Annotated in this window: 22 protein-coding genes, 1 tRNA gene and 2 rRNA genes; 4 read left to right on the top strand and 21 right to left on the bottom strand. The window is 53.5% G+C overall.

All coding sequences use genetic code 11. The features are described 5' to 3' along the window. Positions 1–34: 34 nt before the first annotated feature. From rrf (V1587_RS00630) to rrf (V1587_RS00620), 3 genes are all read left to right on the top strand, one after another. Positions 35–150, top strand: a 5S ribosomal RNA gene (rrf, locus tag V1587_RS00630). A 14-nt stretch (positions 151–164) separates the two neighbouring features. Further along, positions 165–240: transfer RNA gene (locus V1587_RS00625), tRNA-Thr, on the top strand. Positions 241–283: 43 nt separating this feature from the next. Then, a 5S ribosomal RNA gene (gene rrf, locus V1587_RS00620) occupies positions 284–399 on the top strand. A gap of 106 nt (positions 400–505) precedes the next feature. On the opposite strand, the gene V1587_RS00615 is transcribed toward rrf (V1587_RS00620), so the two are convergent. The 7 genes from V1587_RS00615 to V1587_RS00585 form a co-directional block, all read right to left on the bottom strand. Next, the gene (locus tag V1587_RS00615; RefSeq protein ID WP_014171880.1) at positions 506–1,264 is read right to left on the bottom strand and encodes an amino acid ABC transporter ATP-binding protein; all 759 of its coding nucleotides are present in this window, start codon (positions 1,262–1,264) and stop codon (positions 506–508) included. A 7-nt stretch (positions 1,265–1,271) separates the two neighbouring features. Continuing rightward, positions 1,272–2,375: an amino acid ABC transporter permease gene (locus V1587_RS00610; RefSeq protein ID WP_371899219.1), complete on the bottom strand. Its 1,104-nt coding sequence runs from the start codon at positions 2,373–2,375 to the stop codon at positions 1,272–1,274. 9 nt (positions 2,376–2,384) lie between these two features. Further along, complete coding sequence (locus V1587_RS00605; RefSeq protein ID WP_371899218.1) at positions 2,385–3,566, bottom strand: amino acid ABC transporter permease; 1,182 nt, start codon at positions 3,564–3,566, stop codon at positions 2,385–2,387. 67 nt (positions 3,567–3,633) lie between these two features. Continuing rightward, the gene (locus V1587_RS00600) at positions 3,634–4,659 is read right to left on the bottom strand and encodes an amino acid ABC transporter substrate-binding protein (RefSeq protein WP_047071242.1); all 1,026 of its coding nucleotides are present in this window, start codon (positions 4,657–4,659) and stop codon (positions 3,634–3,636) included. Between the two features lie 473 nt (positions 4,660–5,132). Continuing rightward, positions 5,133–5,354 (bottom strand): lipoprotein, encoded by a 222-nt coding sequence (locus V1587_RS00595; RefSeq protein WP_008502867.1) that lies wholly within the window; start codon positions 5,352–5,354, stop codon positions 5,133–5,135. Positions 5,355–5,658: 304 nt separating this feature from the next. After that, entirely contained in the window at positions 5,659–8,772 is a 3,114-nt protein-coding gene (locus tag V1587_RS00590; protein WP_395314485.1) for an efflux RND transporter permease subunit, read from the bottom strand. An 11-nt stretch (positions 8,773–8,783) separates the two neighbouring features. Further along, complete coding sequence (locus V1587_RS00585) at positions 8,784–9,923, bottom strand: efflux RND transporter periplasmic adaptor subunit (protein ID WP_371899216.1); 1,140 nt, start codon at positions 9,921–9,923, stop codon at positions 8,784–8,786. 387 nt (positions 9,924–10,310) lie between these two features. Between V1587_RS00585 and envR the strand changes: the two genes are divergently transcribed. Further along, a complete protein-coding gene (gene envR / locus V1587_RS00580) occupies positions 10,311–11,027 on the top strand; it encodes an acrEF/envCD operon transcriptional regulator (RefSeq protein ID WP_371899215.1) in 717 nt (238 codons plus the stop codon). On the opposite strand, the gene V1587_RS00575 is transcribed toward envR, so the two are convergent. The 14 genes from V1587_RS00575 to V1587_RS00510 all read right to left on the bottom strand — a co-directional run bounded on the left by V1587_RS00575 (position 10,943) and on the right by V1587_RS00510 (position 23,858). After that, positions 10,943–13,024, bottom strand: a complete 2,082-nt coding sequence (locus tag V1587_RS00575; protein WP_371899214.1) for a putative bifunctional diguanylate cyclase/phosphodiesterase — start codon at positions 13,022–13,024, stop codon at positions 10,943–10,945. The genes envR and V1587_RS00575 overlap by 85 nt on opposite strands. Positions 13,025–13,163: 139 nt before the next feature. Further along, the gene (locus tag V1587_RS00570; RefSeq protein WP_008502862.1) at positions 13,164–13,328 is read right to left on the bottom strand and encodes a DUF2556 family protein; all 165 of its coding nucleotides are present in this window, start codon (positions 13,326–13,328) and stop codon (positions 13,164–13,166) included. A gap of 177 nt (positions 13,329–13,505) precedes the next feature. Continuing rightward, the gene (gene fis, locus V1587_RS00565; RefSeq protein WP_000462905.1) at positions 13,506–13,802 is read right to left on the bottom strand and encodes a DNA-binding transcriptional regulator Fis; all 297 of its coding nucleotides are present in this window, start codon (positions 13,800–13,802) and stop codon (positions 13,506–13,508) included. A 23-nt stretch (positions 13,803–13,825) separates the two neighbouring features. After that, positions 13,826–14,791, bottom strand: coding sequence for a tRNA dihydrouridine synthase DusB (gene dusB, locus V1587_RS00560; protein WP_008502861.1), 966 nt, complete (start codon positions 14,789–14,791; stop codon positions 13,826–13,828). A 331-nt stretch (positions 14,792–15,122) separates the two neighbouring features. Beyond that, positions 15,123–15,863, bottom strand: coding sequence for a carbonic anhydrase (locus tag V1587_RS00555; RefSeq protein WP_371899222.1), 741 nt, complete (start codon positions 15,861–15,863; stop codon positions 15,123–15,125). Between the two features lie 128 nt (positions 15,864–15,991). Beyond that, positions 15,992–16,873 (bottom strand): 50S ribosomal protein L11 methyltransferase, encoded by an 882-nt coding sequence (gene prmA / locus V1587_RS00550; protein ID WP_032639765.1) that lies wholly within the window; start codon positions 16,871–16,873, stop codon positions 15,992–15,994. A gap of 11 nt (positions 16,874–16,884) precedes the next feature. After that, on the bottom strand, positions 16,885–18,336 hold the full coding sequence (gene panF / locus V1587_RS00545) for a sodium/pantothenate symporter (protein ID WP_371899213.1): 1,452 nt from the start codon (positions 18,334–18,336) through the stop codon (positions 16,885–16,887). After that, positions 18,326–18,568: a YhdT family protein gene (locus tag V1587_RS00540; protein WP_032650447.1), complete on the bottom strand. Its 243-nt coding sequence runs from the start codon at positions 18,566–18,568 to the stop codon at positions 18,326–18,328. Before V1587_RS00540 ends, panF begins: the two co-directional genes overlap by 11 nt. Positions 18,569–18,674: 106 nt before the next feature. Then, positions 18,675–20,024, bottom strand: a complete 1,350-nt coding sequence (accC, locus tag V1587_RS00535; RefSeq protein ID WP_023333644.1) for an acetyl-CoA carboxylase biotin carboxylase subunit — start codon at positions 20,022–20,024, stop codon at positions 18,675–18,677. A 10-nt stretch (positions 20,025–20,034) separates the two neighbouring features. Further along, on the bottom strand, positions 20,035–20,496 hold the full coding sequence (gene accB / locus V1587_RS00530) for an acetyl-CoA carboxylase biotin carboxyl carrier protein (protein ID WP_010436174.1): 462 nt from the start codon (positions 20,494–20,496) through the stop codon (positions 20,035–20,037). A gap of 21 nt (positions 20,497–20,517) precedes the next feature. Continuing rightward, positions 20,518–20,970, bottom strand: coding sequence for a type II 3-dehydroquinate dehydratase (gene aroQ, locus V1587_RS00525; protein WP_024906320.1), 453 nt, complete (start codon positions 20,968–20,970; stop codon positions 20,518–20,520). A 234-nt stretch (positions 20,971–21,204) separates the two neighbouring features. Next, the gene (gene msrQ, locus V1587_RS00520; RefSeq protein ID WP_371899211.1) at positions 21,205–21,804 is read right to left on the bottom strand and encodes a protein-methionine-sulfoxide reductase heme-binding subunit MsrQ; all 600 of its coding nucleotides are present in this window, start codon (positions 21,802–21,804) and stop codon (positions 21,205–21,207) included. Then, positions 21,805–22,806: a protein-methionine-sulfoxide reductase catalytic subunit MsrP gene (gene msrP / locus V1587_RS00515; protein WP_371899210.1), complete on the bottom strand. Its 1,002-nt coding sequence runs from the start codon at positions 22,804–22,806 to the stop codon at positions 21,805–21,807. A gap of 77 nt (positions 22,807–22,883) precedes the next feature. Next, positions 22,884–23,858 (bottom strand): MDR family oxidoreductase, encoded by a 975-nt coding sequence (locus V1587_RS00510; protein ID WP_371899209.1) that lies wholly within the window; start codon positions 23,856–23,858, stop codon positions 22,884–22,886. Positions 23,859–23,892 lie beyond the last annotated feature (34 nt).

Genomic DNA, 23,892 nt, shown 5'->3' with positions numbered 1-23,892 from the left:
TCAATTTCAGCCTGATACAGATTAACAGAATTTGCCTGGCGGCTTTAGCGCGGTGGTCCCACCTGACCCCATGCCGAACTCAGAAGTGAAACGCCGTAGCGCCGATGGTAGTGTGGGGTCTCCCCATGTGAGAGTAGGGAACTGCCAGGCATCAAATTTAGCGTGCTGATATGGCTCAGTTGGTAGAGCGCACCCTTGGTAAGGGTGAGGTCCCCAGTTCGACTCTGGGTATCAGCACCACTTTATACTTAGGTTAAAGTTCGGCAAGAAGTAAAAGAATTTGTCTGGCGGCTTTAGCGCGGTGGTCCCACCTGACCCCATGCCGAACTCAGAAGTGAAACGCCGTAGCGCCGATGGTAGTGTGGGGTCTCCCCATGTGAGAGTAGGGAACTGCCAGACATAAAATAAGTGAGAAGGCCATCCGAAAGGATGGCCTTTTTGCATTTATGCGCAGAAAAAACGGTAGGCCGGGTAAGGCGAAGCCGCCACCCGGCAGAGCAAACGACTAATGAATCACCTGCGACAGGAAGGCTCGCGTGCGTTCTGACTTCGGATGCGCAAAGAACTCATCCGGCGGTGCCTGCTCAACAATCTCCCCGCGATCCATAAAGATCACCCGGTCGGCCACGGTTCGCGCAAACCCCATCTCATGCGTCACACACAGCATGGTCATGCCGGATTGTGCCAGCCCAATCATGGTGTCCAGAACCTCCTTCACCATTTCCGGATCCAGGGCAGATGTCGGTTCATCAAACAGCATAATTTTCGGTTTCATACACAGCGAACGGGCGATAGCCACACGCTGCTGCTGTCCGCCCGATATCTGGCCAGGGAACTTATTCGCATGCTCTGCGATACGTACGCGCTCCAGGTAGTGCATTGCCAACGCCTCGGCTTCCTTTTTCGGCATCTTCCGTACCCAAATCGGCGCAAGCGTACAGTTCTGCAGAACGGTCAGGTGCGGAAACAGATTAAAGTGCTGAAATACCATTCCCACTTCCTGACGCACGCGTTCGATATTGCGGATATCTTCATTCAGCTCGATACCGTCAACCACGATGCGTCCTTGCTGGTGTTCTTCAAGATGATTAATACAGCGAATGGTCGTGGATTTCCCGGATCCGGAAGGGCCGCAGAGGACGATGCGCTCTCCCTGCTTGACCTTAAGATTAATATCCTTCAGAACATGAAATTGTCCGTACCATTTGTTCACGTTTTCCAGCGTAATCATCGCGTCGGCGGGTGTCATAGTTATTTGGCTCATAATTTCCTCAGTGCGGTGTACGCCCGGTGTTAAAGCGCTTTTCCAGATGCTGGCTGTAGCGCGACATGCTAAAACAAAAGATCCAGTAGATCAGGGCAGCAAAAACATATCCTTCGGTGGACATGCCCAGCCAGACAGGGTCAACGGTTGCCTGCTGCACGCTGCTAAAGAGATCGAACAATCCGATAATGATCACCAGGCTGGTATCCTTGAAGAGGGCAATGATCGTGTTGACCAGGCCCGGAATGACCAGCTTGAGTGCCTGGGGAAGAATGACCAGTCCCTGCGTTTTCCAGTAACCGAGAGCCAGTGATTCCGCCGCTTCGTACTGGCCTTTAGGCAACGCCTGCAGACCACCACGTACAACTTCAGCGACATAGGCGGACTGAAAGAGAATCACCCCTACCAGGGCACGGATCAGCTTGTCGATGGTTGTGCCTTCAGCCATAAACAGCGGCAGCATGACCGACGACATAAACAGAACGGTGATAAGCGGTACGCCGCGCCAGAACTCAATGAAGATAACGGAGAGCACGCGTACGATCGGCATTTTTGAACGCCGTCCCAGGGCCAGTAAAATCCCCCACGGTAAAGCACCGGCTATCCCCACAGAAGCGATAATCAACGTCAGCGTCAGCCCTCCCCACTGGCGTGTTTCAACGCGTTCCAGTCCCAGGAAACCGCCATACAACAGCACCCAGACAATAATCGGATAAACCACCGCCCAGACGGCGATATAGCGTCCTCGGTGAGGCAGCTTTTTCCAGAACATGACTGCGACAGAGATCAGGCCGATAACCAGCGCCAGATTAATCCGCCAGCGCTGTTCATGCGGATACAACCCATACATGAACTGACCGAAGCGTTCATGGATAAACACCCAGCAGGCGCCGGCTTTTGTACAGTCTGCCCGGGTCGAACCGACCCAGTTGGCCTGTAAAAACGCCCAGTTCAGCAGGGGAGGAATCAATTCCCACATGAGCCACAGGCAGACAATCGTCAGCAGGCTGTTACTCCAGCTGGAGAAAAGATTCTTTCGCGCCCAGACAATGAAACGTCCACCTATCGAGTTGGCAGGGCGCGAGGAGTGCGACAGTATCGCTTTTGTCATCATAGATCCTTAGCGCTCGACCAGTGCTATACGACGGTTATAGAGGTTCATCAGCAGCGAAATCACCAGGCTGATGATCAGATAGACAGACATGGTGATGGCGATGGTTTCAATGGCTTGTCCGGTCTGGTTAAGCACGGTTCCGGCGAAGAGTGACACCATATCCGGATAACCAATAGCGGCGGCCAGCGACGAGTTTTTGACGATGTTAAGATACTGGCTGGTCAGCGGCGGAATGATGACCCGCAACGCCTGCGGAATAATGACCTGGCGAAGCGTCACCGTATGGGGTAATCCCAGCGAGCGTGCCGCCTCGTGCTGCCCATAAGGTACGGCCTGTATGCCTGCACGGATAATCTCCGCGATAAACGCGGATGTATAAATCGACAGCGCCAATGTCAGAGCTGCAAGCTCGGGAATTAATACCATCCCGCCCTGAAAGTTAAAGCCACGAAGATGGGGAATGTCCCAGTGCAGCGCGGCCCCAAACAGCCAGTGAGCCACTAGCGGCAGGCTAACGATCAGGACGACTGCCGTGGGCCAGGTTCTGCGAAGCTGACCGGTTTTGATCTGATGCGCGCGGTTAAAACGGAATACCCCAGCAGTGAGAGCCAGCGCGATCGCAATCGCACCGATAAAAGCGTACAGACCTTCACCGGGCAGAGGAGAAGGAATAGACAGCCCACGGTTGCTCAGGAAAAACAGCTCAAACGCGTCGACGGCCTGACGGGGACCGGGTAGGTTACGCAATACGGCAAAATACCAGAAGAAGATCTGCAGCAGCGGGGGGATATTGCGGAACGTTTCAATATAAACAGTCGACAGCTTCCGCAGTAGCCAGTTTTCAGAAAGACGCGCCAGGCCAATAAAGAAGCCCAGTATCGACGCGAAGACGATACAAAGCGCCGATACCAGCAGCGTATTCAGTAAACCGACCACGAACACGCGTCCATACGTGTCACCTTCCTGGTAATCAATAAGATGCTGAACAATGCCAAACCCCGCGCTGCGATCTAAAAACGCGAAACCGGAGGTAATGCCGCGATTATTCAGGTTGGTGATGGTGTTATGGATGAGATACACGGCGATGAGAACAACCGCAACAATAGCAATAATCTGGAATAGCCAGGCGCGGACCGCGGGATGAGAAAAGGATAGCGATCCTTTTACGGCTGAGCGGCGATGGGACATAAAGAAACCTCAGTAACCATGACTCTGGAGTGGGCACTGCCGGAGCAGTGCCCGTTACAGCTATGACTTAACGTACTGGTGGTGCGTACTGAATACCGCCGTTGTTCCAGAGATTGTTCTGGCCGCGTTTGATCTTCAGCGGGCTTTCCGATCCCACGTTGCGTTCAAAGATCTCAGAGTAGTTGCCCACCTGTTTGATGATGTTGTAGGCCCACTTGTTATCCAGCTTCAGATCCTTGCCGAAATCACCTTCTGTACCCAGCAGGTGTGCCATATCCGGGTTGGATGGCTTAGCGGCTTTCTCATCCACGTTTTTCGAGTTAATACCCATCTCTTCTGCGTTCAGCATGGCGAACAGCGTCCAGCGAACAATAGAGAACCAGTCTTCATCGCCACGACGTACCACCGGTCCGAGAGGTTCTTTGGAGATCACTTCAGGCAGAACAATCCATTCTGCCGGATTGCTCAGCTTAATACGTAAGGCATACAGCTGTGACTGGTCAGAGGCCAGCGTGTCGCAACGGCCGGATTCTAGCGCTTTGGCCGACTCATCCGAGCGGTCGAATGTCACCGGGGTGTATTTCATATTGTTTGCTTTGAAATAATCCGCGACGTTCAGCTCGGTATCGGTGCCCGCCTGGATACAAACGGTGGCACCATCCAGTTCTTTGGCGCTTTTCAGGCCGGCTTTATTGTGGGTCAGGAAACCGATACCGTCATAATAGGTCACGCCCGTAAATGACATCCCCATGCCTGCATCACGGGAGGAAGTCCAGGTGGTATTACGGGAGAGCATGTCGACCTCGCCGGACTGCAGCGCCGTAAAGCGTTCTTTCGCCGTCAGCGGGGTATATTTTACTTTGCTGTCATCGCCAAAAACGGCGGCTGCAACGCCACGGCAGACGTCCACATCAATACCGGTAAATTTGCCGTTCGCATCGGCATAAGAGAAGCCAGGCAAACCGTCACTGATACCGCATTGAACAAAACCTTTCTTTTTAACGGCATCCAGTGTCGTTCCCGCATGGGCTTGACCGGCTACGGCAAACATCATGCCTGCAGCGGCCAGGCTGGCTATCATCGTCTTTTTCATAATGCATCCTGTGTGGCGAAATTTATCGTTATAGAGGCGTTTTTAAACGCTTTACCTGTCTGTGGCTTTGGCCAACGTTTATAAAGCAAACGTAATGCCAGTTTTGCGTTCGACAAAATAAGAGATGAGTGAACGCTTAATGCTGAGTGTAGACAGGCTTAAATAAAACGAGCGCCCTGAAACGGTGCGAAATTACAACCTGTGCCACAAATTGGAGCAAAAGTTTTGAGTCGCGTCAGGAAAAAGACGAGATAGTTTCCAGCGTGAATATTGGCAGGATATTCAATAAAATTAATGTGTGAAAATCATCACAATAGAACCGGTAATTTAAATGAGTATACGGAAAAGATGTGACTGGCTTCAGCCTGAAATGAACAGCGCGAATAAATACGGGGCTATTTTTTTACTTATTTGAAAATATTGCACTCATTAAAAGCAAAAGCGCGGCCAGAGCCGCGCTTTCTTAACAGCTGTTACTTCGTCAGGGCAACAATACCCAGCGTCAAACCCGCCACTGCGGCAGCACCGCCGGCGATAGCACCTGCAGTTTCCCAGTTATCCTGGGTGGTGCCTTTCATACAGGTATTGGTATGAACCAGTCGGCCCTGGTCGTCGTAAACCGGTACACATGGAGAGTCGTGCGCGCAACCAGCAAGCAGCGCAGCGAGAAGTGCAACGGAAATGAATCTTTTCATGATGTTACCTCAATATTATTTCTCATCCGTTATAAAGCCAGGAGGGCTATTAACGAACTGGAGGTTATTTTACCACCGGGGTAAGTCCGCGTTACACGAGGAATAATCTCAAATTATGTAGTTTGTAAAAATCGTGGAGAAAAGTCGGTTTCAGGAGGAATTAATGGAGACATTATGAAGCGGCAAGAGACTGTTTTTACTTAATGCAAATCATCATATTTTCAACGCTACCTTTATGTAAAACCTAATTCATTGTTTATGTTAAAAATAAAAAAGGCACCAAAAGTGCCTTTTCGGGGGAACATTAATCTTTATGATGAGTAAATCGTCGCCGAACAACCACAAAGAAGACGGGCACGAAGAAAATCGCCAGCAGCGTTGCGGAAAGCATTCCCCCCATTACGCCCGTACCGACGGCGTTTTGCGCGCCGCTTCCGGCCCCGGAGCTGATCACCAGCGGCATGACGCCCAGTATAAAGGCCAGAGACGTCATCAGGATCGGTCGAAGGCGCATCCTTGACGCCTCCAGCGTGGCCTCAATGATACCTTTACCTTCTTTATCCATCAGGTCTTTAGCAAATTCGACGATCAAAATGGCGTTTTTCGCTGACAGACCAATCGTGGTCAGCAGGCCGACCTGGAAATAGACGTCATTGTTTAACCCGCGTAGCGACGCTGCTAGAAGCGCCCCAATGACCCCCAGCGGTACAACCAGCATAACGGAGAACGGAATGGACCAGCTTTCATACAGCGCTGCCAGACACAGGAACACCACGATCAGTGAAATGGCGTACAGTGCAGGTGCCTGGTTACCCGAAAGCCGCTCCTGATAAGACATCCCCGTCCAGTCATAACCGATGCCGGAAGGCAGTTTTGCCGCGAGACTTTCCATCATAACCATGGCCTCACCGGTACTTTTACCCGGGGCTGATTCACCCAGGATCTCCATAGAGGGCATCCCGTTATAGCGCTCCAGGCGAGGTGAACCATAGACCCAGTGGGCGTTGCTGAAGGATGAGAACGGCACCATTTCCCCGTTCGCACTGCGCACGTAAAGGTTGTTAATATCCCCTGGCAACATACGGAATTTTGCGTCTGCCTGGACGTAGACCTTCTTCACGCGCCCATGATCGATAAAGTCATTTACATAGGTGCCGCCTAAGGCCGTCGAAATCGTCTGGTTGACGTCAGAAAGACTGATGCCCAGCGCCTGCGCTTTCTCCTGATCGACATCCAGCTTGAACTGAGGCGTATCTTCCAGACCGTTAGGGCGCACGCGAACCAGCAGGTCAGAGTGCTCTTTCACCATGCTGAGCAGCTGATTACGCGCCTGCGTCAGCTGGGTATGTCCCAGGTTAGCCTGATCGATCAGTTCAAAGTCAAAGCCCGTGGCGGTACCCAGCTCAATAATTGCAGGCAGGTTAAACGGGAAAACAAGTCCGTCTTTAATCTGACTGAAGGCTCTCGTCGCGCGACCTACAATGGCTTCGACGCCATTTTCCGACCCCGGTCGCTCCTCCCAGGGCTTCAGGCTGATAAAGGCAATGCCGGAGTTTTGACCCTGGCCGCTAAAGCTAAAGCCGTTTACGGTAAAGACGGATTCAACATTCGCCTTCTCTTTATTCAGGTAGTAGTCCTGAACCTGGTCGAGGACCTGCTGAGTACGCGTCTGGGTTGCCCCCGCAGGAAGCTGAACCATCGTCATAAACACCCCCTGATCCTCTTCGGGGAGGAAGGAGGTGGGTAAGCGCAGGAAGAGCACCGCCATCCCACCGACAATAATGACGTATACCACCAGATAGCGCCCGGTTTTGCGCAAGATACCGCTCACGCTGTTACTGTAGTGCTCCACGCTCTTATCAAAAAGCGCATTAAACCAGCCGAAGAAGCCACCTTTTTTCTCATGATGGTCGCCGGATACGGGCTTAAGCAGCGTTGCACAGAGTGCGGGCGTCAGGATTAGCGCAACCAGTACGGACAACGCCATCGCGGAAACGATAGTCAGCGAAAACTGGCGATAGATTGCCCCCGTCGAGCCGTCAAAAAAGGCCATCGGAATAAAGACCGCCGAGAGCACCATGGCGATCCCCACCAGTGCGCCCTGGATCTGCTCCATAGACTTCTGCGTGGCCTCTTTCGGCAGCAGCTTGTCCTCGACCATGACGCGCTCAACGTTCTCAACGACCACGATAGCGTCATCGACCAGCAGGCCTATCGCCAGCACCATGCCAAACATTGTCAGGGTATTGATGGAGAAACCGAACGCCGCCAGAACCGCGAAGGTACCCAGCAGAACGACCGGAACCGCGATCGTCGGGATGAGCGTTGCCCGCAGGTTTTGCAGGAACAGGTACATGACCAGGAAGACGAGAACGATCGCCTCAAACAGGGTCTTCACCACTTCGTGGATGGAGATCTTCACAAACGGCGTGGTGTCATAGGGGTAGACGACTTTGAGCCCCTGCGGGAAGAACGGCTGCAGTTGTGCCAGCTTGCTCTTGATGGCTGCCGCCGTATCCAGCGCATTGGCTCCGGTTGCCAGCTTAATCCCCAGGCCGGTTGCCGCCTGCCCGTTGATTTTTGTCACCATGTTGTAATTTTCACCACCCAGCTCAATGCGAGCCACATCCTTCAGATGCACCATTGAGCCGTCCTGGTTCACCTTGAGCGTCACGCGACCGAACTCTTCCGGTGATTTCAGGCGGGTTTGCGCGATGATCGAGGCATTCAGCTGTTGTCCCGGGATGGACGGTGTTCCGCCCAGCTGGCCTGCCGCTATCTGATCGTTCTGCGTTTTCAGCTGATTGATAATATCCAGCGGCGTCAGCTGGTATTTGTTCATCGCATTGCTGTCGAGCCAGATGCGCATCGCATACTGAGCGCCAAACAGCTGAACGTCACCGACGCCAGACGTTCGGCTGATGGCATCTTTGACGTTCGAAGCGACATAGTCAGAGATGTCATTCTGCGTGAGGTTTTTGTTGTCTGAAACAAAGCCGGCGACCAGCAGGAAGCTGCTGCTGGATTTCTCCACGCCAATCCCTTGCTGCTGCACCTCTTGCGGCAGCAGCGGCATGGCGAGCTGCAGCTTGTTCTGCACCTGTACCTGGGCGATGTCCGGATCGGTTCCTGACTCGAAGGTCAGGGTGATGGTGACGTTACCCGCTGAATCGCTGGTGGAAGACATATACATCAGGTTATCGATGCCGTTCATGTTTTGTTCGATAACCTGGGTCACGGTATCCTGTACCGTTTGAGCGTCAGCGCCCGGGTAGGTCGCGGATATCGCCACGGCGGGAGGTGCAATGGTCGGATACTGTGCGACGGGAAGTTTTAGAATGGCCAGCCCGCCTGCAATCATCAAAATGATGGCAAGTACCCAGGCGAAAACCGGTCGCTGAATAAAGAAATTAGCCATGTCGTCGTCCCTTAACTGGCTGGAGCAGTGGTGGTATCAGGCGTAGCGACGACGGTTACGCCCGGACTGACCTTCTGGAGTCCGCTGACAATCACGCGGTCACCGTTTTTCAGCCCTTCCGTTACCAGCCAGCGGTTGCCAATCGCCTGAGGCGCAACGACGGTGCGAGACTCAACCTGGTTTTTATCGTTTACCACCATCACGGTGGCATCGCCTCGCGGTGTGCGGGTCACGCCTTGCTGGGGAACCAGAATCGCATCCGGCTGCGTACCTTCATCGATGCGGGCGCGAACAAACATGCCGGGTAACAGCAGATGCTGAGGATTCGGGAAAATGGCGCGCAGGGTAATCGAGCCGGTACTTTCATCCACCGTCACGTCAGAGAACTGCAATGTACCTTTCAGAGGATAGGGCTGCCCGTTCTCCATCAGTAGCTCAACGCTGCTGGCGGTATCGCCTTTTTGCAGGCTCGTCTGCTTCAGACGCATAAAATCATTACTGGACTGGGTAACATCTACGTAAATCGGATCAAGCTGCTGGACCGTTGCCAGCGCCTCGGTTTGTCCGTTCGTCACAAGCGCGCCTTCCGTCACGCTGGATTTGCCGATGCGGCCATCGACGGGAGACGTCACTTTGGTATAAGCAAGATTGATTCGTGCACTTTCAACGCCCGCTTTGACGGCAACGACGCTGGCATCTGCCTGCTGGGCCGTGGCGACGGCCTGGTCATACTCTTGCTTGCTGACATACTGTGTGCCGACCAGCGGGAGATAACGTTTCACCGTCAGGTGCGCAATATTGGCCGCCGCCTGGGCCTTCGCCAGCTCGCCTTTCGCGTTATCGTAAGCCGCCTGATAGGTTGCAGGATCGATCTGATAAAGCGAATCCCCGGCTTTTACATCGCTGCCTTCCGTGAAGTTGCGGCGCAGGATGATACCGCTAACCTGCGGACGAACCTCTGCAACGCGGAACGCATCAGTTCTGCCCGGGAGTTCAGTGGTGACAGCCAGCGGTGCGCTTTTCACAATATGCACGCTGACCTGGGGGGCCTGCGGATGTTGCGCTTGGTTTTCCTGGCCATCGCATCCTGAGAGCAGTACAGCGCAGACAATGAAACCGGCTAAGGGTAAGCGTCTGAAATGATTCGTCATTACTGGTCCTTTAAATACCCGGAAACCGATATCTGGCGTGAATCGGTAGCAGGGGCAGCGGGATAAAAATAAAATGTAGCTGCGTATAATAATGAGGGTATTTAATGTTTTTTAATTTATAAGTGCGAATGGCAAGGTCTAAGCAGAAAAATCAGAAACAGGCTCGGTTTATTTCTCCGCTGTCTTCCGGCAAATTAATCAGTTAAATAACGCTTAACGTGATTTAATTATTCATGTTGTGAATTTAAAATTAAATATGTATTTAGCTAAGCTATAAATTAAGAAGATTGACTTTTTTTGTGCAAAATTAAAACGGGATTTGGTGAATACTTTCTTTCTCCTGACCCTGTGTTACGTATAAATCTTGTGAGTAGCGAGTCGTTGTCTATGGCGCGTAAAAAGAAAGAAGAAGCTCAACAAACCCGGCAGCAGCTGATTGAGGCGGCTATTGGGCAGTTTGCGACGCGTGGCGTAGCCAACACGACGCTGACGGACATCGCGGATGCCGCAAAGGTTACGCGCGGCGCCATCTACTGGCACTTCACCAGTAAAGCCGAAATATTTAACGCCATCTGGGAGCAGCAATTACCGCTCCGCGACGTTATTCGCGACCGGCTTTCCCTTTCCGAAGGTGATGATCCATTGTTAATACTTCGTGAGCAATTTATTACTGCACTTCAGTATATTGCCCATGAACCCCGGGAATGTGCCCTTTTACAAATTCTGTATCATAAATGTGAATTTAGCAGTGATATGATTTCTGAGAGAGAGATCAGAAATCGGATTGGATTTAATTACGACACGCTGCGTGCCACGCTGGAGGCCTGTATTTCACGGAACATCATTTCGCCAAAGGTAAATGTTGATCTGACCCTGATTGTATTCCACGGTTTTTTTAGCGGAATAATTAAAAACTGGTTAATGAATAACGACAGTTTTAATCTTTATCAGCAGGCTCCCGCTCTGGTCGATAGCATACTGGCGACACTCCCGGTTATTCGCGTGTCGCCGGATGATGCTTACTGCTCAGCGCCAGGTAACATTTCCCCGCTGACACAAAGTGCTTCTATGGTCTGCGCGCTGACGGGTTTACCTAACAGATAACCCTGAAGGGTATTGCAGCCCAGCTCGGTCAAAAAGGCTTGCTGTGCTTCGGTTTCTACACCTTCAGCCACAACTTTCAGGTTGAGTGTTTTGGCGAGGGCCACAATCGCAGAGACAATAGTTGCATCCTCGCTCTCGCCGCTGAGCTCTTTCACAAACGCCCTGTCGATTTTCAATTCGCAGGCCGGTAAACGCTTGAGATACAGCAGGCTCGAATATCCGGTGCCAAAATCATCAATGGAGGCCTTCACCCCTGCATCCGTCAGCTCTGTCAGCACCCGTACGCTCTCATCCGGGTTGCTCATCGCCGTGGTTTCCGTCACTTCGAGGATCAACATTTCCGGTGGCACCTGGTGAAGTGCCAGGCAGTCGAGAACCGTTTTAACCAGCGAAGGTTGTTCAAACTGCAGTGTCGACAGGTTTACCGCCATTGACCAGCTTTGATGCCCCTGAAGATGCCATTCCCGCAGCTGGCGGCAGGCTTCATTAATCACCCAGTTGCCAATGGGAACGATTAGCCCCGTTTTTTCCGCCAGCGGCAGGAATAGGTCCGGGGTCAGTAATCCCTGCTTAGGATGCTGCCAGCGCAATAACGCCTCGAATCCGAGGACTGGGCCCGCCGGGGCGTGAAATTTTGGCTGATACAGCAGGCGCAGCTCATTGCGATCGATCGCCATCCACAGATCGTTCATTAACTGGAGATGGGTCTGCGCCAGGGTGTTCATGGAGGGCTGGAAAAAGTGGTAACCGTTACGGCCCATATGCTTCGTGTGATACATCGCCGCGTCGGCGTTAAACATCAGCTCACGCTCGGTTTTGCCGTCGTGAGGATACAGCGCGATACCGATGCTAAGGGTCACTACCAGTTCATAGGGGCTGAGATTGAACGGGCTATCGATCGCGCGAACCAGCGAATTCGCCAGCGATGCCGCGTCGTCCGGACCTTCTCCCTCTGCCAGCAGAACAAATTCATCACCGCCGATACGTGCAAGGGTGAACTGGCCTTTCAGGAGAAGCAGCAGACGCTGCGTAACGGCGACCAGCAGCCTGTCACCGACATCATGGCCGTAGGCGTCATTGATGGCTTTAAAGCCGTCAAGATCCATGAACATCAGAGCAAAGTGATTACCTTCACGATCGGCTTTACTGATGGCCTGATCGAGTCTGTCTTCCAGCAGGATACGGTTGGGCAGACGCGTCAGGGTATCGTGTAGCGCCAGTTGAGCGAGTTCCCGGTTAGCTTCTGCCAGCGACGAGGCCAGAAGGGCGGTGCGTGCCTGAAGGCGGGCATCCAGCATCGACACCAGCAGGGTGATCCCAAGAATAGAGAGCGCGACGACGCTCACCAGCACCGCCAGCCAGCTCCCGTTAATACCCTCATGGTGAACCATTGTGGACATCGGAAACTGTGCGGCTTTCATCCCGGAATAGTGCATCCCGGCAATGGCAATTCCCATCGTGATGGCGGCACCCATGCGCATCAGCACGACCTGTGCGGCTTCGCGGCGCAGGCGGAAGGTCAGCCATAATGCCGCGAGTGAAGCCACAAGCGCAATGGCGACCGAAATGGCCACCCAGACCTTGTCCCAGATAATCCCGGGCATTACTTCCAGCGCCGCCATACCGGTGTAATGCATGGCAACAATACCGCTCCCCATTACCAGCGCGCCGGGCAGCAGTCGGCGCAGGCGTAGTTGCTCGCAGCTCACGAGCCATAGCGCAAACAGTGACGAACCCACGGCGATGACCATGGATAACACCGTCAGGGTGGCGTTGTAGCTCATGCTCATGGAGAGGTCCATCGCCAGCATGCCGATAAAATGCATGGCCCACACGCCTATGCCCATAGCAATACCACCGCCAGCCAGCCAGACGCGGGCAGCGACGCCCTCACTCCCGGCGACACGTGCAGCCATATTCAGTGCGCTATACGCGGCAAGGATGGCAACAACAAAGGAGAGGACAACAAGGATATGGTTGTATTGGCTGACCAGCATGGACGGTTCTACTCGAGTGTGAGGTTACGCTAGAGAGGTTAAGAAGGGCGAGACATTATCACCGTCGGGTAATGGCTCAAAGGGATTTAAATCCCCGTTTTTAGTGGGTAATCACGGGGGGATTTGCGCAATCAGGCGGTTAGTCGAGCTCTGAGCAGTTCACGAGTTTCAGGGGATTCACGGAGTTCATATTGCGACACTTATCGGTTTCGGTGCTCATCAATTCAATCCACTGCATCAGGAGTGCATCGAAAATCAAAACGGAGATTGCAAAGACAACCAGCCACCAGTATTTACGAATCATTGTGTCATTCCGCGAGAAGAGCGCCAGTAGAGTGGGGGAAATATACACCAAAAGCGGCGGTTTTAAAGCGGGGTAAGCGAAGGTTTACAAAGCGTTGACGGACTGAAGCAGGAAATAAAAAAGGCGCTTCCCCATGCCGAAGAGCGCCTTTTTAAACAAGCATTTAACTGATTAGTATCAGTTCATGCCGTATTTTTTCAGTTTCTTACGCAGAGTACCACGGTTGATACCCATCATCAGCGCAGCGCGGGTTTGGTTACCGCGGGTGTATTGCATCACCATGTCCAACAGTGGCTGTTCAACTTCAGCCAGTACCAGCTCATACAGGTCATTAACATCCTGACCGTTCAGTTGAGCAAAATAGTTCTTCAGTGCCTGTTTAACCGAGTCACGCAGGGGCTTTTGAGTTACCTGGTCCTGAGAGTTAACGGTAGAAACGGTCAGTACGTCAGAATTTACGCGTTGTTCGAACATAGTTCTGTCAGCTCTTTATTTCATTACGCAAGATTTTCGAAGTATGCCTCCAACGCCTCCAGCTGTTCGCTGGCATCCTCTATGGCGTTGAATGTGCGCCGAAACTGGTCATCTGGAGCGTGCTCCTGGAGATACCAGGAAACGTGTTTACGCGCAATTCGGTACCCTTTCGCCTGACCGTAGTGGTCATGCAGTTCCCGAACATGCGAACAAAGCAAGCGCTTAACCTCTGCCAGAGGCAGTGGAGCAAGCAGCTCTCCAGTGTCCAGATAATGCTGGATTTCCCGAAAGATCCAGGGTCTTCCCTGAGCGGCACGTCCTATCATCAGAGCATCAGCTCCCGTATAGTCGAGCACAGCTCTGGCTTTAAGCGGGTCAGTTATGTCGCCATTCGCGATAATCGGAATGGAAACTTTCTGCTTAACTGCCCGAATGCTGTCGTATTCAGCTTCACCGTTGAACAAACAGGCACGCGTGCGTCCATGAATGGTCAGGGCCTGAATGCCACAGTCTTCGGCCAGTTGGGCAATCTCTACACAGTTACGGTGTTCCGGCGACCAACCCGTGCGAATCTTTAACGTAACAGGAACGTCCACTGCGCTGACAACCGCCGTCAGGATAGCTTTCACCTGGTCGGGGTATTGCAGAAGGGCTGAACCTGCAAGCTTGCGATTCACTTTTTTGGCCGGGCACCCCATATTGATATCAATAATCTGGGCACCACTTTCCACGTTGATACGCGCGGCATCTGCCATCTCTTCAGGCACGCTTCCGGCAATTTGCACGGTGCGAATACCAGGTTCATCAATGTGCACCATCCGAAGGCGGGATTTATCGCTTTCCCAAACCTGCGGGTTAGACGACATCATCTCGGATACGGTTAAACCGGCTCCCATCTCATAGCACAGCGTCCTGAACGGCCGGTCGGTAATACCTGCCATAGGGGCTGCGATCAGGCGATTTCTAAGCTGGTGGTGTCCGATGCGCATGAGTTAAGAAATGACCATACTGTGACTGCAAGGCGGCGTATATTACGCATTTTTTGCACGAGATGAAAGGCCAAACTTTGAACAATCCACTGTTGTAGATCAAGGAATAGCCGCTCAATCTTTCCGTTAAGAATTATTCACTATTTAAATCATTATGTTATGTCGGAATGACTATTTTATGGGCGCTTACAATTTCCCGTAACTTCTCATCATTTCTGAATAAATGGCTTACCTGAGCGGGATAATCTGCTGTTTTTAGCAGCAGATTTTCCCTCTTCTTTGCGATCTGCATCGCATTTTAGAACATGATCTTAAGCCACAGGATGGGCGGTTATTCGACCACAACACGCCCATGCAGAGACTGTACCGGACGGTTATTATCGTGATGCATGGTATGAGTAAATTTCTCAAGCTGTTCTGCTGAGACGGTTAACGGCTGTTTGAGCACGATCCAGGTGACCCCCTCAGAACACGGTGGCGTGGTCAACGAGCCACTAAAGCGCCAGTAAGTTTTCACCTTTGGCAGCAGTTTGTTCAGGTTGAGATCCTTCTCAATGGTTACGTTCTGTTCAGCCTGCTGCGGCATCACGCTCCACAGCTTTTCCAGCTCCGGATTCGCAGCACCTTTATCAAACATGACGGCCACCACGGCCAGCTCACCCGCGCTATTTTTATGTACCAGATGCATCTCCATCGCGTACTTCTTGCCATGCACGGTGTTTTCGCTCGGCGCATGGAAGTGGAACTGCTGTAGCGTCCAGGTTTGTTTGTCCAGGGTTATCGTGTTGCGGGTATCTGCTTTTTCGCTGGCCTGAATGGTATGACCATTGTTTGTCAGCCCCACAGGGCCATCAATGTAGTGCGTTTTAAGCGGAGGGAGATGGGCGTGAGCGGTCGAATCAATATTAATCGGAGACTGGTTCATTCCGCTTTGACAGGTCTTGTATGCCTCGTCCAGCTCGCCCCAGTGTTCCGGAGAACCTTCCCCTTCGTAGCTCCAGTGTGATGCAAATGCTGAAGCCGAGATCATGCTCAGCGCCAGCAGCGCTGCCTTGCCTGTAATGTGTTTCATCATATTCTTCCGGTGAATTTTTATAATACAAATCAGCATGATTTGTAGGGTTATTTTACCGAGGAATGGCAGAGGAAGAGAGGATTATCAGCGGGAGAAAGGCGTGGTCAGATGACCACGCCAAATGCTTATTTTTTACGACCGGTAATACGGCACCACTCTTCTTTCTCCACCACCGGGTCGAGAGCGAAAAGATCGGCGTAGGCTTCGCACACGCTGTCCGCCTGGCTTGCCAGGATACCGGAAAGCCCCAGCAGACCGCCCTCAACGGGCAGCACGCTGATTAACGGGGCCAGCTCGCGCAGTGGGCCCGCCAGAATATTTGCGACCACCACATCGGCTTTCATGGCGTCTGGCTGTGCGTCAGGCAGATACAGCTCCAGACGATCGGAGACGCCGTTACGCTCGGCGTTATCGCGGCTGGCCTGAATCGCCTGCGGATCGATATCGATCCCGATGGCTTTTGCCGCGCCCAGTTTCAGGGCCGCAATCGCGAGGATCCCGGATCCGCAGCCGAAGTCGATCACTGTCTTACCGTCCAGATCCAGACCATCAAGCCACTGCAGGCACAGCGAGGTGGTTGGGTGAGTGCCGGTACCAAACGCCAGGCCCGGGTCAAGCATCACGTTGACTGCATTCTCGTCCGGGACGTCGCGCCAGCTTGGGCAGATCCACAGACGTTTGCCGAACTGCATCGGGTGGAAGTTATCCATCCACTCGCGTTCCCAGTCTTTGTCTTCCAGCTGTTCGATTTTGTGCACAAAGCCCGCGCCGAGCAGAGGATGATTCTCCAGAATCGCGACAACCTCTTTCATATCGGTTTCGGCATCAAACAGGCCAATAACGTCGGTATCACCCCACAGGCGGGTTTCGCCCGGCAGCGGTTCAAAGACCGGCGTGTCATGCGTGTCCTGGAAGGTGATAGAGACCGAGCCGGCCTCCATCAGCGCATCGCTCAGTTCCTCGGCGTTAGCGCCGGTTGTGTTCAGTTTTAGTTGGATCCACGGCATGGCAAAACTCTTTATTTATCAGTAGAAATCATAGCGGGTTGTGGGACAGGCTGACCGAAACGGTTCCCCACCACAAACGCCAGTAAACTTAGCAGTAGCGAAGGCACAATCGGATGGAAGCCCAGGTACTGAATCTTAAACGTTGCAAGGACGGCATACAGCACACCGCCGACGATCATGCCGCTCAGCGCGCCCGCCGCGTTTGCGCGTTCCCAGTAGAGCCCTAACACCAGCGGCCACAGGAATACAGCTTCCAGCCCACCAAATGCCAGCAGGTTCAGCCAGATGATCATCTCCGGCGGGCGCCATGCGGCTAACATCATCAGAATGCCGAGCACCAGCGTGGTCCAGGTCGAGATGCGTTTCAGCTTTTGCTCATTATGCATTTTAGCCGGACGCGCGCTAAGCCACAGATCTTTGATGATAGTGGCGGAAGCCTGAAGCAGGTGCGCGTTAACGTTGGACATGATGGCCGCCATCGGTGCAGCAAGGAACAGCCCGGCGGCCCACGGCGGCAGAACCTGCACCATCAGCGTAGGGATAACCTGATCTGGCACGGTCAGGTGAGGTAATACGGCCCGCCCCAGCGCGCCCGCCAGATGCATGCCCAGCATCAGAAGGGCGACAACGACGGTACCAATCACAATCCCACGGTGAACGGCTTTGCTGTCTTTATAAGAGATACAGCGCACGGCGGTGTGCGGTAGACCGATAACCCCGAAGCAGACCAGCACCCAGAAGGAGGTCATAAACGCGGGCGTCAGGATATCGTCAGCACCATGAGGGCTGACCAGTTTAGGATTGATCTGTTCCAGCGTTTGCACCGCATTGTGTAACCCACCGGCCGCGTAGATGACGCCGACCAGCAGAACAAGGGTGCCTATCAGCATCACCATGCCCTGCATGGTGTCGTTCAGCACGCTGGCGCGGAAACCGCCAAACGCGGTGTACAGCGCAATCGTGATCCCAAAGATGAGCAGCCCGGTCTCGTACTTAATACCCGCCGCCGTTTCCAGCAGGCGCGCGCCGCCAATAAACTGAACGGCAATGGCGCCGACGAAAGCGACAATCAGGCTGATACTGGCAATCCAGACCACCGCGCGGCTATGATAACGCGCCTGCAGCATATCGTTTAGCGTAATGGCGTTATAGCGGCGAGCGAGTATGGCAAATTTTTTGCCAAGAATACCCAGCGACAGCCAAATCGTGGGCACCTGGATCATGGCCAGTAGTACCCAGCCCAGCCCGTATTTATATGCCGCTCCCGGCCCGCCAATGAACGAACTGGCGCTCACGTACGTGGCGGTCAAGGTCATCGCCAGCACAAAACCGCCCATGGAACGGCTGCCGAGGAAATATTCGCTCAGAAACGATCCGCTACTACGTTTGCGCATGGCATAGAAAGAGAGGCCAAATACCACGATCAAATAGACAACCAGTACGGTGATGATTTCAGTTTGCATCACTATCCTCCAGCGGGAAATCGCGGAAGATAAAGCGCACCATCAGCCAGCTGAGCAAAATGAAAATCAACGGTACCAGCAGACACGCCATTTCAAACCAGTGCGGCAGGCCGGTTATACCGGAGGCTGAATTGGGTAAGTAAGCAGTTACTAACCACGCGGCGAGATAGAGAAGGGTCAGCCACAGCGCCCAGCGCGCTTCTTTATGGGCCTGAACAAAACGTTTGTCCATTTTTTGTCCCTTGTGGATGAAGAAAGCGGGGATTGTACATGATGAGGCTTTCCAGACCCCAGAAATAAAAAAGGCCGGATAATCCGGCCTTTTAGTGCGCGCAGTCTTACTTTTCGTTAAGACCGAGTTTCTTCTCGAGATAGTGGATGTTGGTTCCACCGTTCTGGAAGTGCTCGTCGCTCATGATACGCATCTGCAGATCAACGTTGGTTTTGATACCGTCGATGATCAGCTCCTGCAGGGCGTTCTTCATGCGGGCAATCGCCACGTCACGGTTTTCGCCGTAGCAGATGAGCTTGCCGATCATTGAGTCATAGTACGGCGGTACGGTGTAACCGGCGTAGATATGAGACTCCCAACGCACGCCAAAGCCACCCGGCGCGTGGAAACGCGTGATTTTACCCGGGCTTGGCAGGAAGGTGTTCGGGTCTTCGGCGTTGATACGGCACTCTACCGCATGGCCTTTCACCACAACTTCTTCCTGCTTGATGGACAGCGGCTGGCCTGCAGCGATACGCAGCTGTTCTTTGATCAGGTCAACGCCGGTGATCATTTCGGTAACCGGGTGTTCAACCTGAATACGGGTGTTCATTTCGATGAAATAGAACTCGCCGTTTTCGAACAGGAACTCAAATGTACCTGCACCGCGATAGCCGATATCGACACACGCTTTGGAGCAACGCTCGCCGATGTAGCGACGCAGTTCCGGAGTAATGCCCGGTGCTGGTGCTTCTTCGACCACTTTCTGGTGACGACGCTGCATGGAGCAGTCACGTTCTGCCAGATAAATCGCGTTACCCTGACCGTCAGCCAGCACCTGAATTTCGATGTGGCGTGGGTTTTCCAGGTATTTTTCCATGTACACCATGTCATTGCTGAAAGCGGCTTTCGCTTCTGCTTTGGTCATGGAGATGGACTGCGCCAGTTCAGCATCGCTGCGCACAACGCGCATACCGCGACCACCGCCGCCGCCGGACGCTTTGATGATAACCGGGTAGCCAATGCGTTTAGCATGAGCACGGTTAGCATCCATGTCGTCGGTCAGAGGGCCGTCAGAGCCTGGTACGGTTGGAACACCGGCTTTTTTCATCGCGGTGATTGCAGACACTTTGTCGCCCATCAGGCGGATAGTGTCGGCTTTCGGGCCGATGAAGATGAAGCCAGAGCGTTCAACCTGCTCAGCAAAATTGGCGTTCTCAGAGAGGAAGCCGTAACCCGGATGAATTGCCACCGCGCCGGTGATTTCAGCGGCGCTGATGATAGCCGGGATGTTCAGATAGCTTTTTACGGACGGAGCCGGGCCAATACAGACCGTCTCATCCGCCAGCAATACGTGTTTTAAATCGCGATCCGCGCTTGAGTGCACAGCGACGGTCTTAATGCCCAGTTCTTTACAGGCACGAAGAATACGCAGTGCGATCTCGCCGCGGTTGGCGATAACAATTTTATCCAGCATGTACGCCTCGTTACTCGATGACGACCAGCGGCTCGTCAAATTCAACCGGCTGACCACTTTCGACCAGAATCGCTTTCACAGTACCTGATTTGTCTGCTTCGATCTGGTTCATCATTTTCATCGCTTCAACGATGCACAGGGTATCGCCTACGTTGACTTTCTGACCCACTTCGATGAACGCCTTCGCGTCCGGGCTCGGGGTGCGGTAGAAAGTACCAACCATTGGGGAACGTACGATGTGACCACTGATTTCTGCTGCAGCGGCAGGTGCGGCTTCAGCTGCTGGCGCAACGGCTGCGGAGAGCGCAGGCTGCTGCACTGGCGCAGCATAAGCTTGCTGCATTACCGGGAAGCTAGCGGCTGGGGCTGCACGGCTGATGCGTACAGACTCTTCGCCTTCAGAAATTTCCAGTTCGGAGATGCCTGATTCTTCAACCAGCTCGATCAGTTTTTTAATCTTACGAATATCCATGAGTGGGTTCCGTACTCTTGTTTAGTGTGATTGTGACAAGCGTTTTACCGCTGTCTGTAAAGCGTATGAATAGCCGTCAGCGCCCAGTCCACAGATAACGCCAGCAGCGATATCTGACAGATACGAATGGTGGCGGAACGGCTCTCGGGCGTGCACATTACTCAGGTGGATCTCGATAAACGGGATACTCACCGCGAGCAGTGCGTCGCGGATAGCAACACTGGTGTGCGTAAACGCGGCCGGATTGATCAGGATATAGTCCACATTGTCTTTAGCCTGATGAATACGGTCGATGATTGCGTACTCCGCATTCGACTGAAAATGATCCAAATCCACATTCAGTGACGCTGCTTCCGTTCCCAGACGGTTAACAATTTCACTTAATGTCAGCGTGCCGTACTTCTCTGGCTCACGGGTTCCGAGCATGTTCAGGTTCGGTCCGTTCAAAACTAAGATATGGAATTTATCTGTCATTATGCCGCTATCTCCTGCGATTTTCGGGTAAAAAACAAAATATACCTTCGAAACGCAAATGTCACCTTTTCAGAGGCTTAAAACCGCTGTCAGGTGAACCAAGGTCGCACATTATAACGATTTCGTAGCATTTAGCAGCTAAATACTGGTCTTATCAGGGAAGATTATCAACCGCTATCCGAAAAAGATTTGCGGTTGACGGGGAATATGCGGGAAAACGCACAGTTTCGCGAACTATCGCAACCACTGGCGGAACTTCTTGTAACGCCATGCTAAAAGCGCCACGGCGGCCAGTGCATAAAGGATTGGCTGCGGCGAGAGGATCTTCACCGACCACAGGTAATGAATGGGGGCGAGGATCGCGACAAGATAGACGAAGTTGTGCAGCAACTGCCAGCGCTTGCCCAGCTTTCGCTGCGCATATTGCGTGGAGGTCAGCGCTAACGCCAGTAAAACCACCCAGCTCACGATACCCAACGTCAGATAAGGACGTGTCACCAGTTCGCGGCCAAGCAGCGCCAGATTGTTAATTCCCAGCTCCAGCAGGGCGTAGCTGGTCAGATGCAGCGTCGCCCAGGCAAAACACCATAGCCCTAAAAGCCGACGGGTGCGTATCAATAAGGGCTGTTTAGCGTAGCGCGCCAGCGGCGAGACGAGCAAGGTGGCCAGCAAAAATTTCAGAGCCATCCGACCGGTAAAATGCTGGATATCCTTGGCCGGATCGGCGCTAAAAAGACCCTGACTGGCGGCCCAGAACAGCCATATAAAAGGAAGCAGCCCGGCCAGGTGCAGCAGCACTTTCAGCCAGGTAATCTGTTTTGCCGTTAAACGCACTCAGAAGTTCTCCCGTAAGTTGAGGCCACGGTACAGCGAGGCCACTTCATCCGCATAGCCGTTAAACAGCAGCGTCGGCTGGCGCTTCACGTCCAGCGCACCGCCGGAACCGATAAACCGCTCGGTTGCCTGCGACCAGCGCGGATGATCCACGTGCGGGTTCACGTTGGCGAAGAAACCGTATTCGTCCGGGGCCGCCAGATTCCAGGTGGTTGGCGGCCGCTCGCGGGTGAGCTTAATGCTGACGATAGATTTAATCCCTTTGAAGCCATATTTCCACGGTACGGTTAAACGAATGGGGGCACCGTTCTGCGGCGGAAGCGCTTTGCCATAAACGCCGACGGTCAGCAGGGTGAGCGGGTGCATCGCCTCGTCGAGACGTAACCCTTCCACATACGGATACTCAAGCCCGCCGCCGATAAACCGATCTTTCTGCCCGGGCATCTCGTCCGGCGCATAGCGCGTCTGGAAAGCGACATATTTTGCGTTGCTGGTGGGCTCAACCATCGCCAGCAATTTATGCAGCGGGAAGCCGATCCAGGGCACCACCATCGACCAGGCTTCCACACAGCGCATACGGTAGATACGCTCTTCAAGCGGGAAACGGGTGGTGAGATCGTGGTGGTCCAGCGTCAGGGGTTTCGCCACTTCGCCATCAATCTTTAGCGTCCACGGATCGGTTTTGAGGCTACCGGCGTTGGCGGCAGGATCGGCCTTATCGAGACCAAATTCGTAGAAGTTGTTGTAGCCGGTGACTTTATCTTCCGGCGTAAGCGCGAGTTTGTTCTGCCATTGGGCGGGTTTCGTAAAGGTGAGCGGGGCGCCGGAAGGGGCCTTCGGCCGATCGTTGCCTTTAAACCAGTCGAGCAGGTCGGCGTGTGCAGCCGGAGAGAGCGTCAGGGCTGTGGCGCTGATGCCGAGCATTTTCAGGATCTGGCGGCGCTGTAACATAAAGACAGACTCAGACGTTACGTCGGCTTCCGTCAGTTTTCGGTTTTTCATGGCATCCTCCGTCATGCGTTTTCCTAAGCATGACGGAGGAGAGGGATTCGCGCGAATATGTCACGAAAATTTGAAGATTAGGCGATTTTCACCAGCGCGCGACCGTGGAACTGGTTGTCCATGATCTTACTGGCATACTCCGGTGCCTGGCTGAGCGTGATCTCCGTGGCGCTCTGAGTGTAGAAGGATTCCGGCAGGTCGCGTACCAGACGTTCCCATGCCTGCGTACGGCGAGCCGCTGGAGTCATCACGGAATCCACACCCTGCAGGCGGACGTTACGCAAAATAAATGGCATCACGGTGGTGGGCAGGGCAAATCCGCCCGCCAGTCCGCAGGCTGCCACGCAGCCGCCGTAGTTCATCTGCGCCAGAACTTTTGCCAGCACCTTATCACCGACGGTATCCACCGCGCCTGTCCAGACCTGTTTTTCCAGCGGACGGGTTTCGGCGAATTCGTCACGGCTGAGAATGCGGTTTGCACCGAGCTGGCGCAGGTAATCATGGGTGCTTTCGCGGCCCGACACCGCAGCGACCTGATAGCCCAGTTTGTGCAGAAGCGTCACAGCCGTGCTGCCCACGCCGCCGCTGGCGCCGGTGACGACAATTTCGCCAGATTCAGGGCGGATACCCGCATCTTCCAGCGCCATTACGCACAGCATGGCGGTAAAACCTGCCGTGCCGACGATCATCGCCTTACGGCCATCCATGCCTTTCGGCATCGGCACCAGCCAGTCGCCCTTCACGCGCGCCTGCGTGGCTAGCCCGCCCCAGTGATTTTCACCTACGCCCCAGCCGGTGAGCAGCACCTGCTGCCCCGGGTGGAAGCGCGGATCCTCGCTGGTATGAACCCGGCCCGCGAAATCAATACCCGGCACCATAGGGAAATTTCGGATGATTTTACCCTTACCGGTAATCGCCAGCGCATCTTTATAATTTAAACTAGACCAGTCGATGTCGACGGTTACTTCGCCTTCCGGCAGGCGACTCTCTTCTACCGCCTGCACTGAGGCAAGCGTTTTGCCGTCCTGCTGTTCTAAGATCAAAGCCTGCATACGGGGTCCTCTCGACTCATATGATTGGAAAATA

Source organism: Enterobacter sp. ECC-249 (assembly GCF_043965265.1).
Taxonomy (GTDB): domain Bacteria; phylum Pseudomonadota; class Gammaproteobacteria; order Enterobacterales; family Enterobacteriaceae; genus Enterobacter; species Enterobacter quasiroggenkampii.
The sequence above is the reverse complement of the archived record's forward strand: the minus strand, read 5'-3'. Positions and strand labels throughout refer to the sequence as shown.

What these genes read in the sequence shown, in the direction of transcription:
- V1587_RS00615 (WP_014171880.1), bottom strand. Translation starts at nt 1,264, where the DNA reads ATGAGCCAAATAACTATGACACCCGCCGACGCGATGATTACGCTGGAA.
- V1587_RS00610 (WP_371899219.1), bottom strand. Translation starts at nt 2,375, where the DNA reads ATGACAAAAGCGATACTGTCGCACTCCTCGCGCCCTGCCAACTCGATA.
- V1587_RS00605 (WP_371899218.1), bottom strand. Translation starts at nt 3,566, where the DNA reads ATGTCCCATCGCCGCTCAGCCGTAAAAGGATCGCTATCCTTTTCTCAT.
- V1587_RS00600 (WP_047071242.1), bottom strand. Translation starts at nt 4,659, where the DNA reads ATGAAAAAGACGATGATAGCCAGCCTGGCCGCTGCAGGCATGATGTTT.
- V1587_RS00595 (WP_008502867.1), bottom strand. Translation starts at nt 5,354, where the DNA reads ATGAAAAGATTCATTTCCGTTGCACTTCTCGCTGCGCTGCTTGCTGGT.
- V1587_RS00590 (WP_395314485.1), bottom strand. Translation starts at nt 8,772, where the DNA reads ATGGCTAATTTCTTTATTCAGCGACCGGTTTTCGCCTGGGTACTTGCC.
- V1587_RS00585 (WP_371899216.1), bottom strand. Translation starts at nt 9,923, where the DNA reads ATGACGAATCATTTCAGACGCTTACCCTTAGCCGGTTTCATTGTCTGC.
- envR (WP_371899215.1), top strand. Translation starts at nt 10,311, where the DNA reads ATGGCGCGTAAAAAGAAAGAAGAAGCTCAACAAACCCGGCAGCAGCTG.
- V1587_RS00575 (WP_371899214.1), bottom strand. Translation starts at nt 13,024, where the DNA reads ATGCTGGTCAGCCAATACAACCATATCCTTGTTGTCCTCTCCTTTGTT.
- V1587_RS00570 (WP_008502862.1), bottom strand. Translation starts at nt 13,328, where the DNA reads ATGATTCGTAAATACTGGTGGCTGGTTGTCTTTGCAATCTCCGTTTTG.
- fis (WP_000462905.1), bottom strand. Translation starts at nt 13,802, where the DNA reads ATGTTCGAACAACGCGTAAATTCTGACGTACTGACCGTTTCTACCGTT.
- dusB (WP_008502861.1), bottom strand. Translation starts at nt 14,791, where the DNA reads ATGCGCATCGGACACCACCAGCTTAGAAATCGCCTGATCGCAGCCCCT.
- V1587_RS00555 (WP_371899222.1), bottom strand. Translation starts at nt 15,863, where the DNA reads ATGAAACACATTACAGGCAAGGCAGCGCTGCTGGCGCTGAGCATGATC.
- prmA (WP_032639765.1), bottom strand. Translation starts at nt 16,873, where the DNA reads ATGCCGTGGATCCAACTAAAACTGAACACAACCGGCGCTAACGCCGAG.
- panF (WP_371899213.1), bottom strand. Translation starts at nt 18,336, where the DNA reads ATGCAAACTGAAATCATCACCGTACTGGTTGTCTATTTGATCGTGGTA.
- V1587_RS00540 (WP_032650447.1), bottom strand. Translation starts at nt 18,568, where the DNA reads ATGGACAAACGTTTTGTTCAGGCCCATAAAGAAGCGCGCTGGGCGCTG.
- accC (WP_023333644.1), bottom strand. Translation starts at nt 20,024, where the DNA reads ATGCTGGATAAAATTGTTATCGCCAACCGCGGCGAGATCGCACTGCGT.
- accB (WP_010436174.1), bottom strand. Translation starts at nt 20,496, where the DNA reads ATGGATATTCGTAAGATTAAAAAACTGATCGAGCTGGTTGAAGAATCA.
- aroQ (WP_024906320.1), bottom strand. Translation starts at nt 20,970, where the DNA reads ATGACAGATAAATTCCATATCTTAGTTTTGAACGGACCGAACCTGAAC.
- msrP (WP_371899210.1), bottom strand. Translation starts at nt 22,806, where the DNA reads ATGAAAAACCGAAAACTGACGGAAGCCGACGTAACGTCTGAGTCTGTC.
- V1587_RS00510 (WP_371899209.1), bottom strand. Translation starts at nt 23,858, where the DNA reads ATGCAGGCTTTGATCTTAGAACAGCAGGACGGCAAAACGCTTGCCTCA.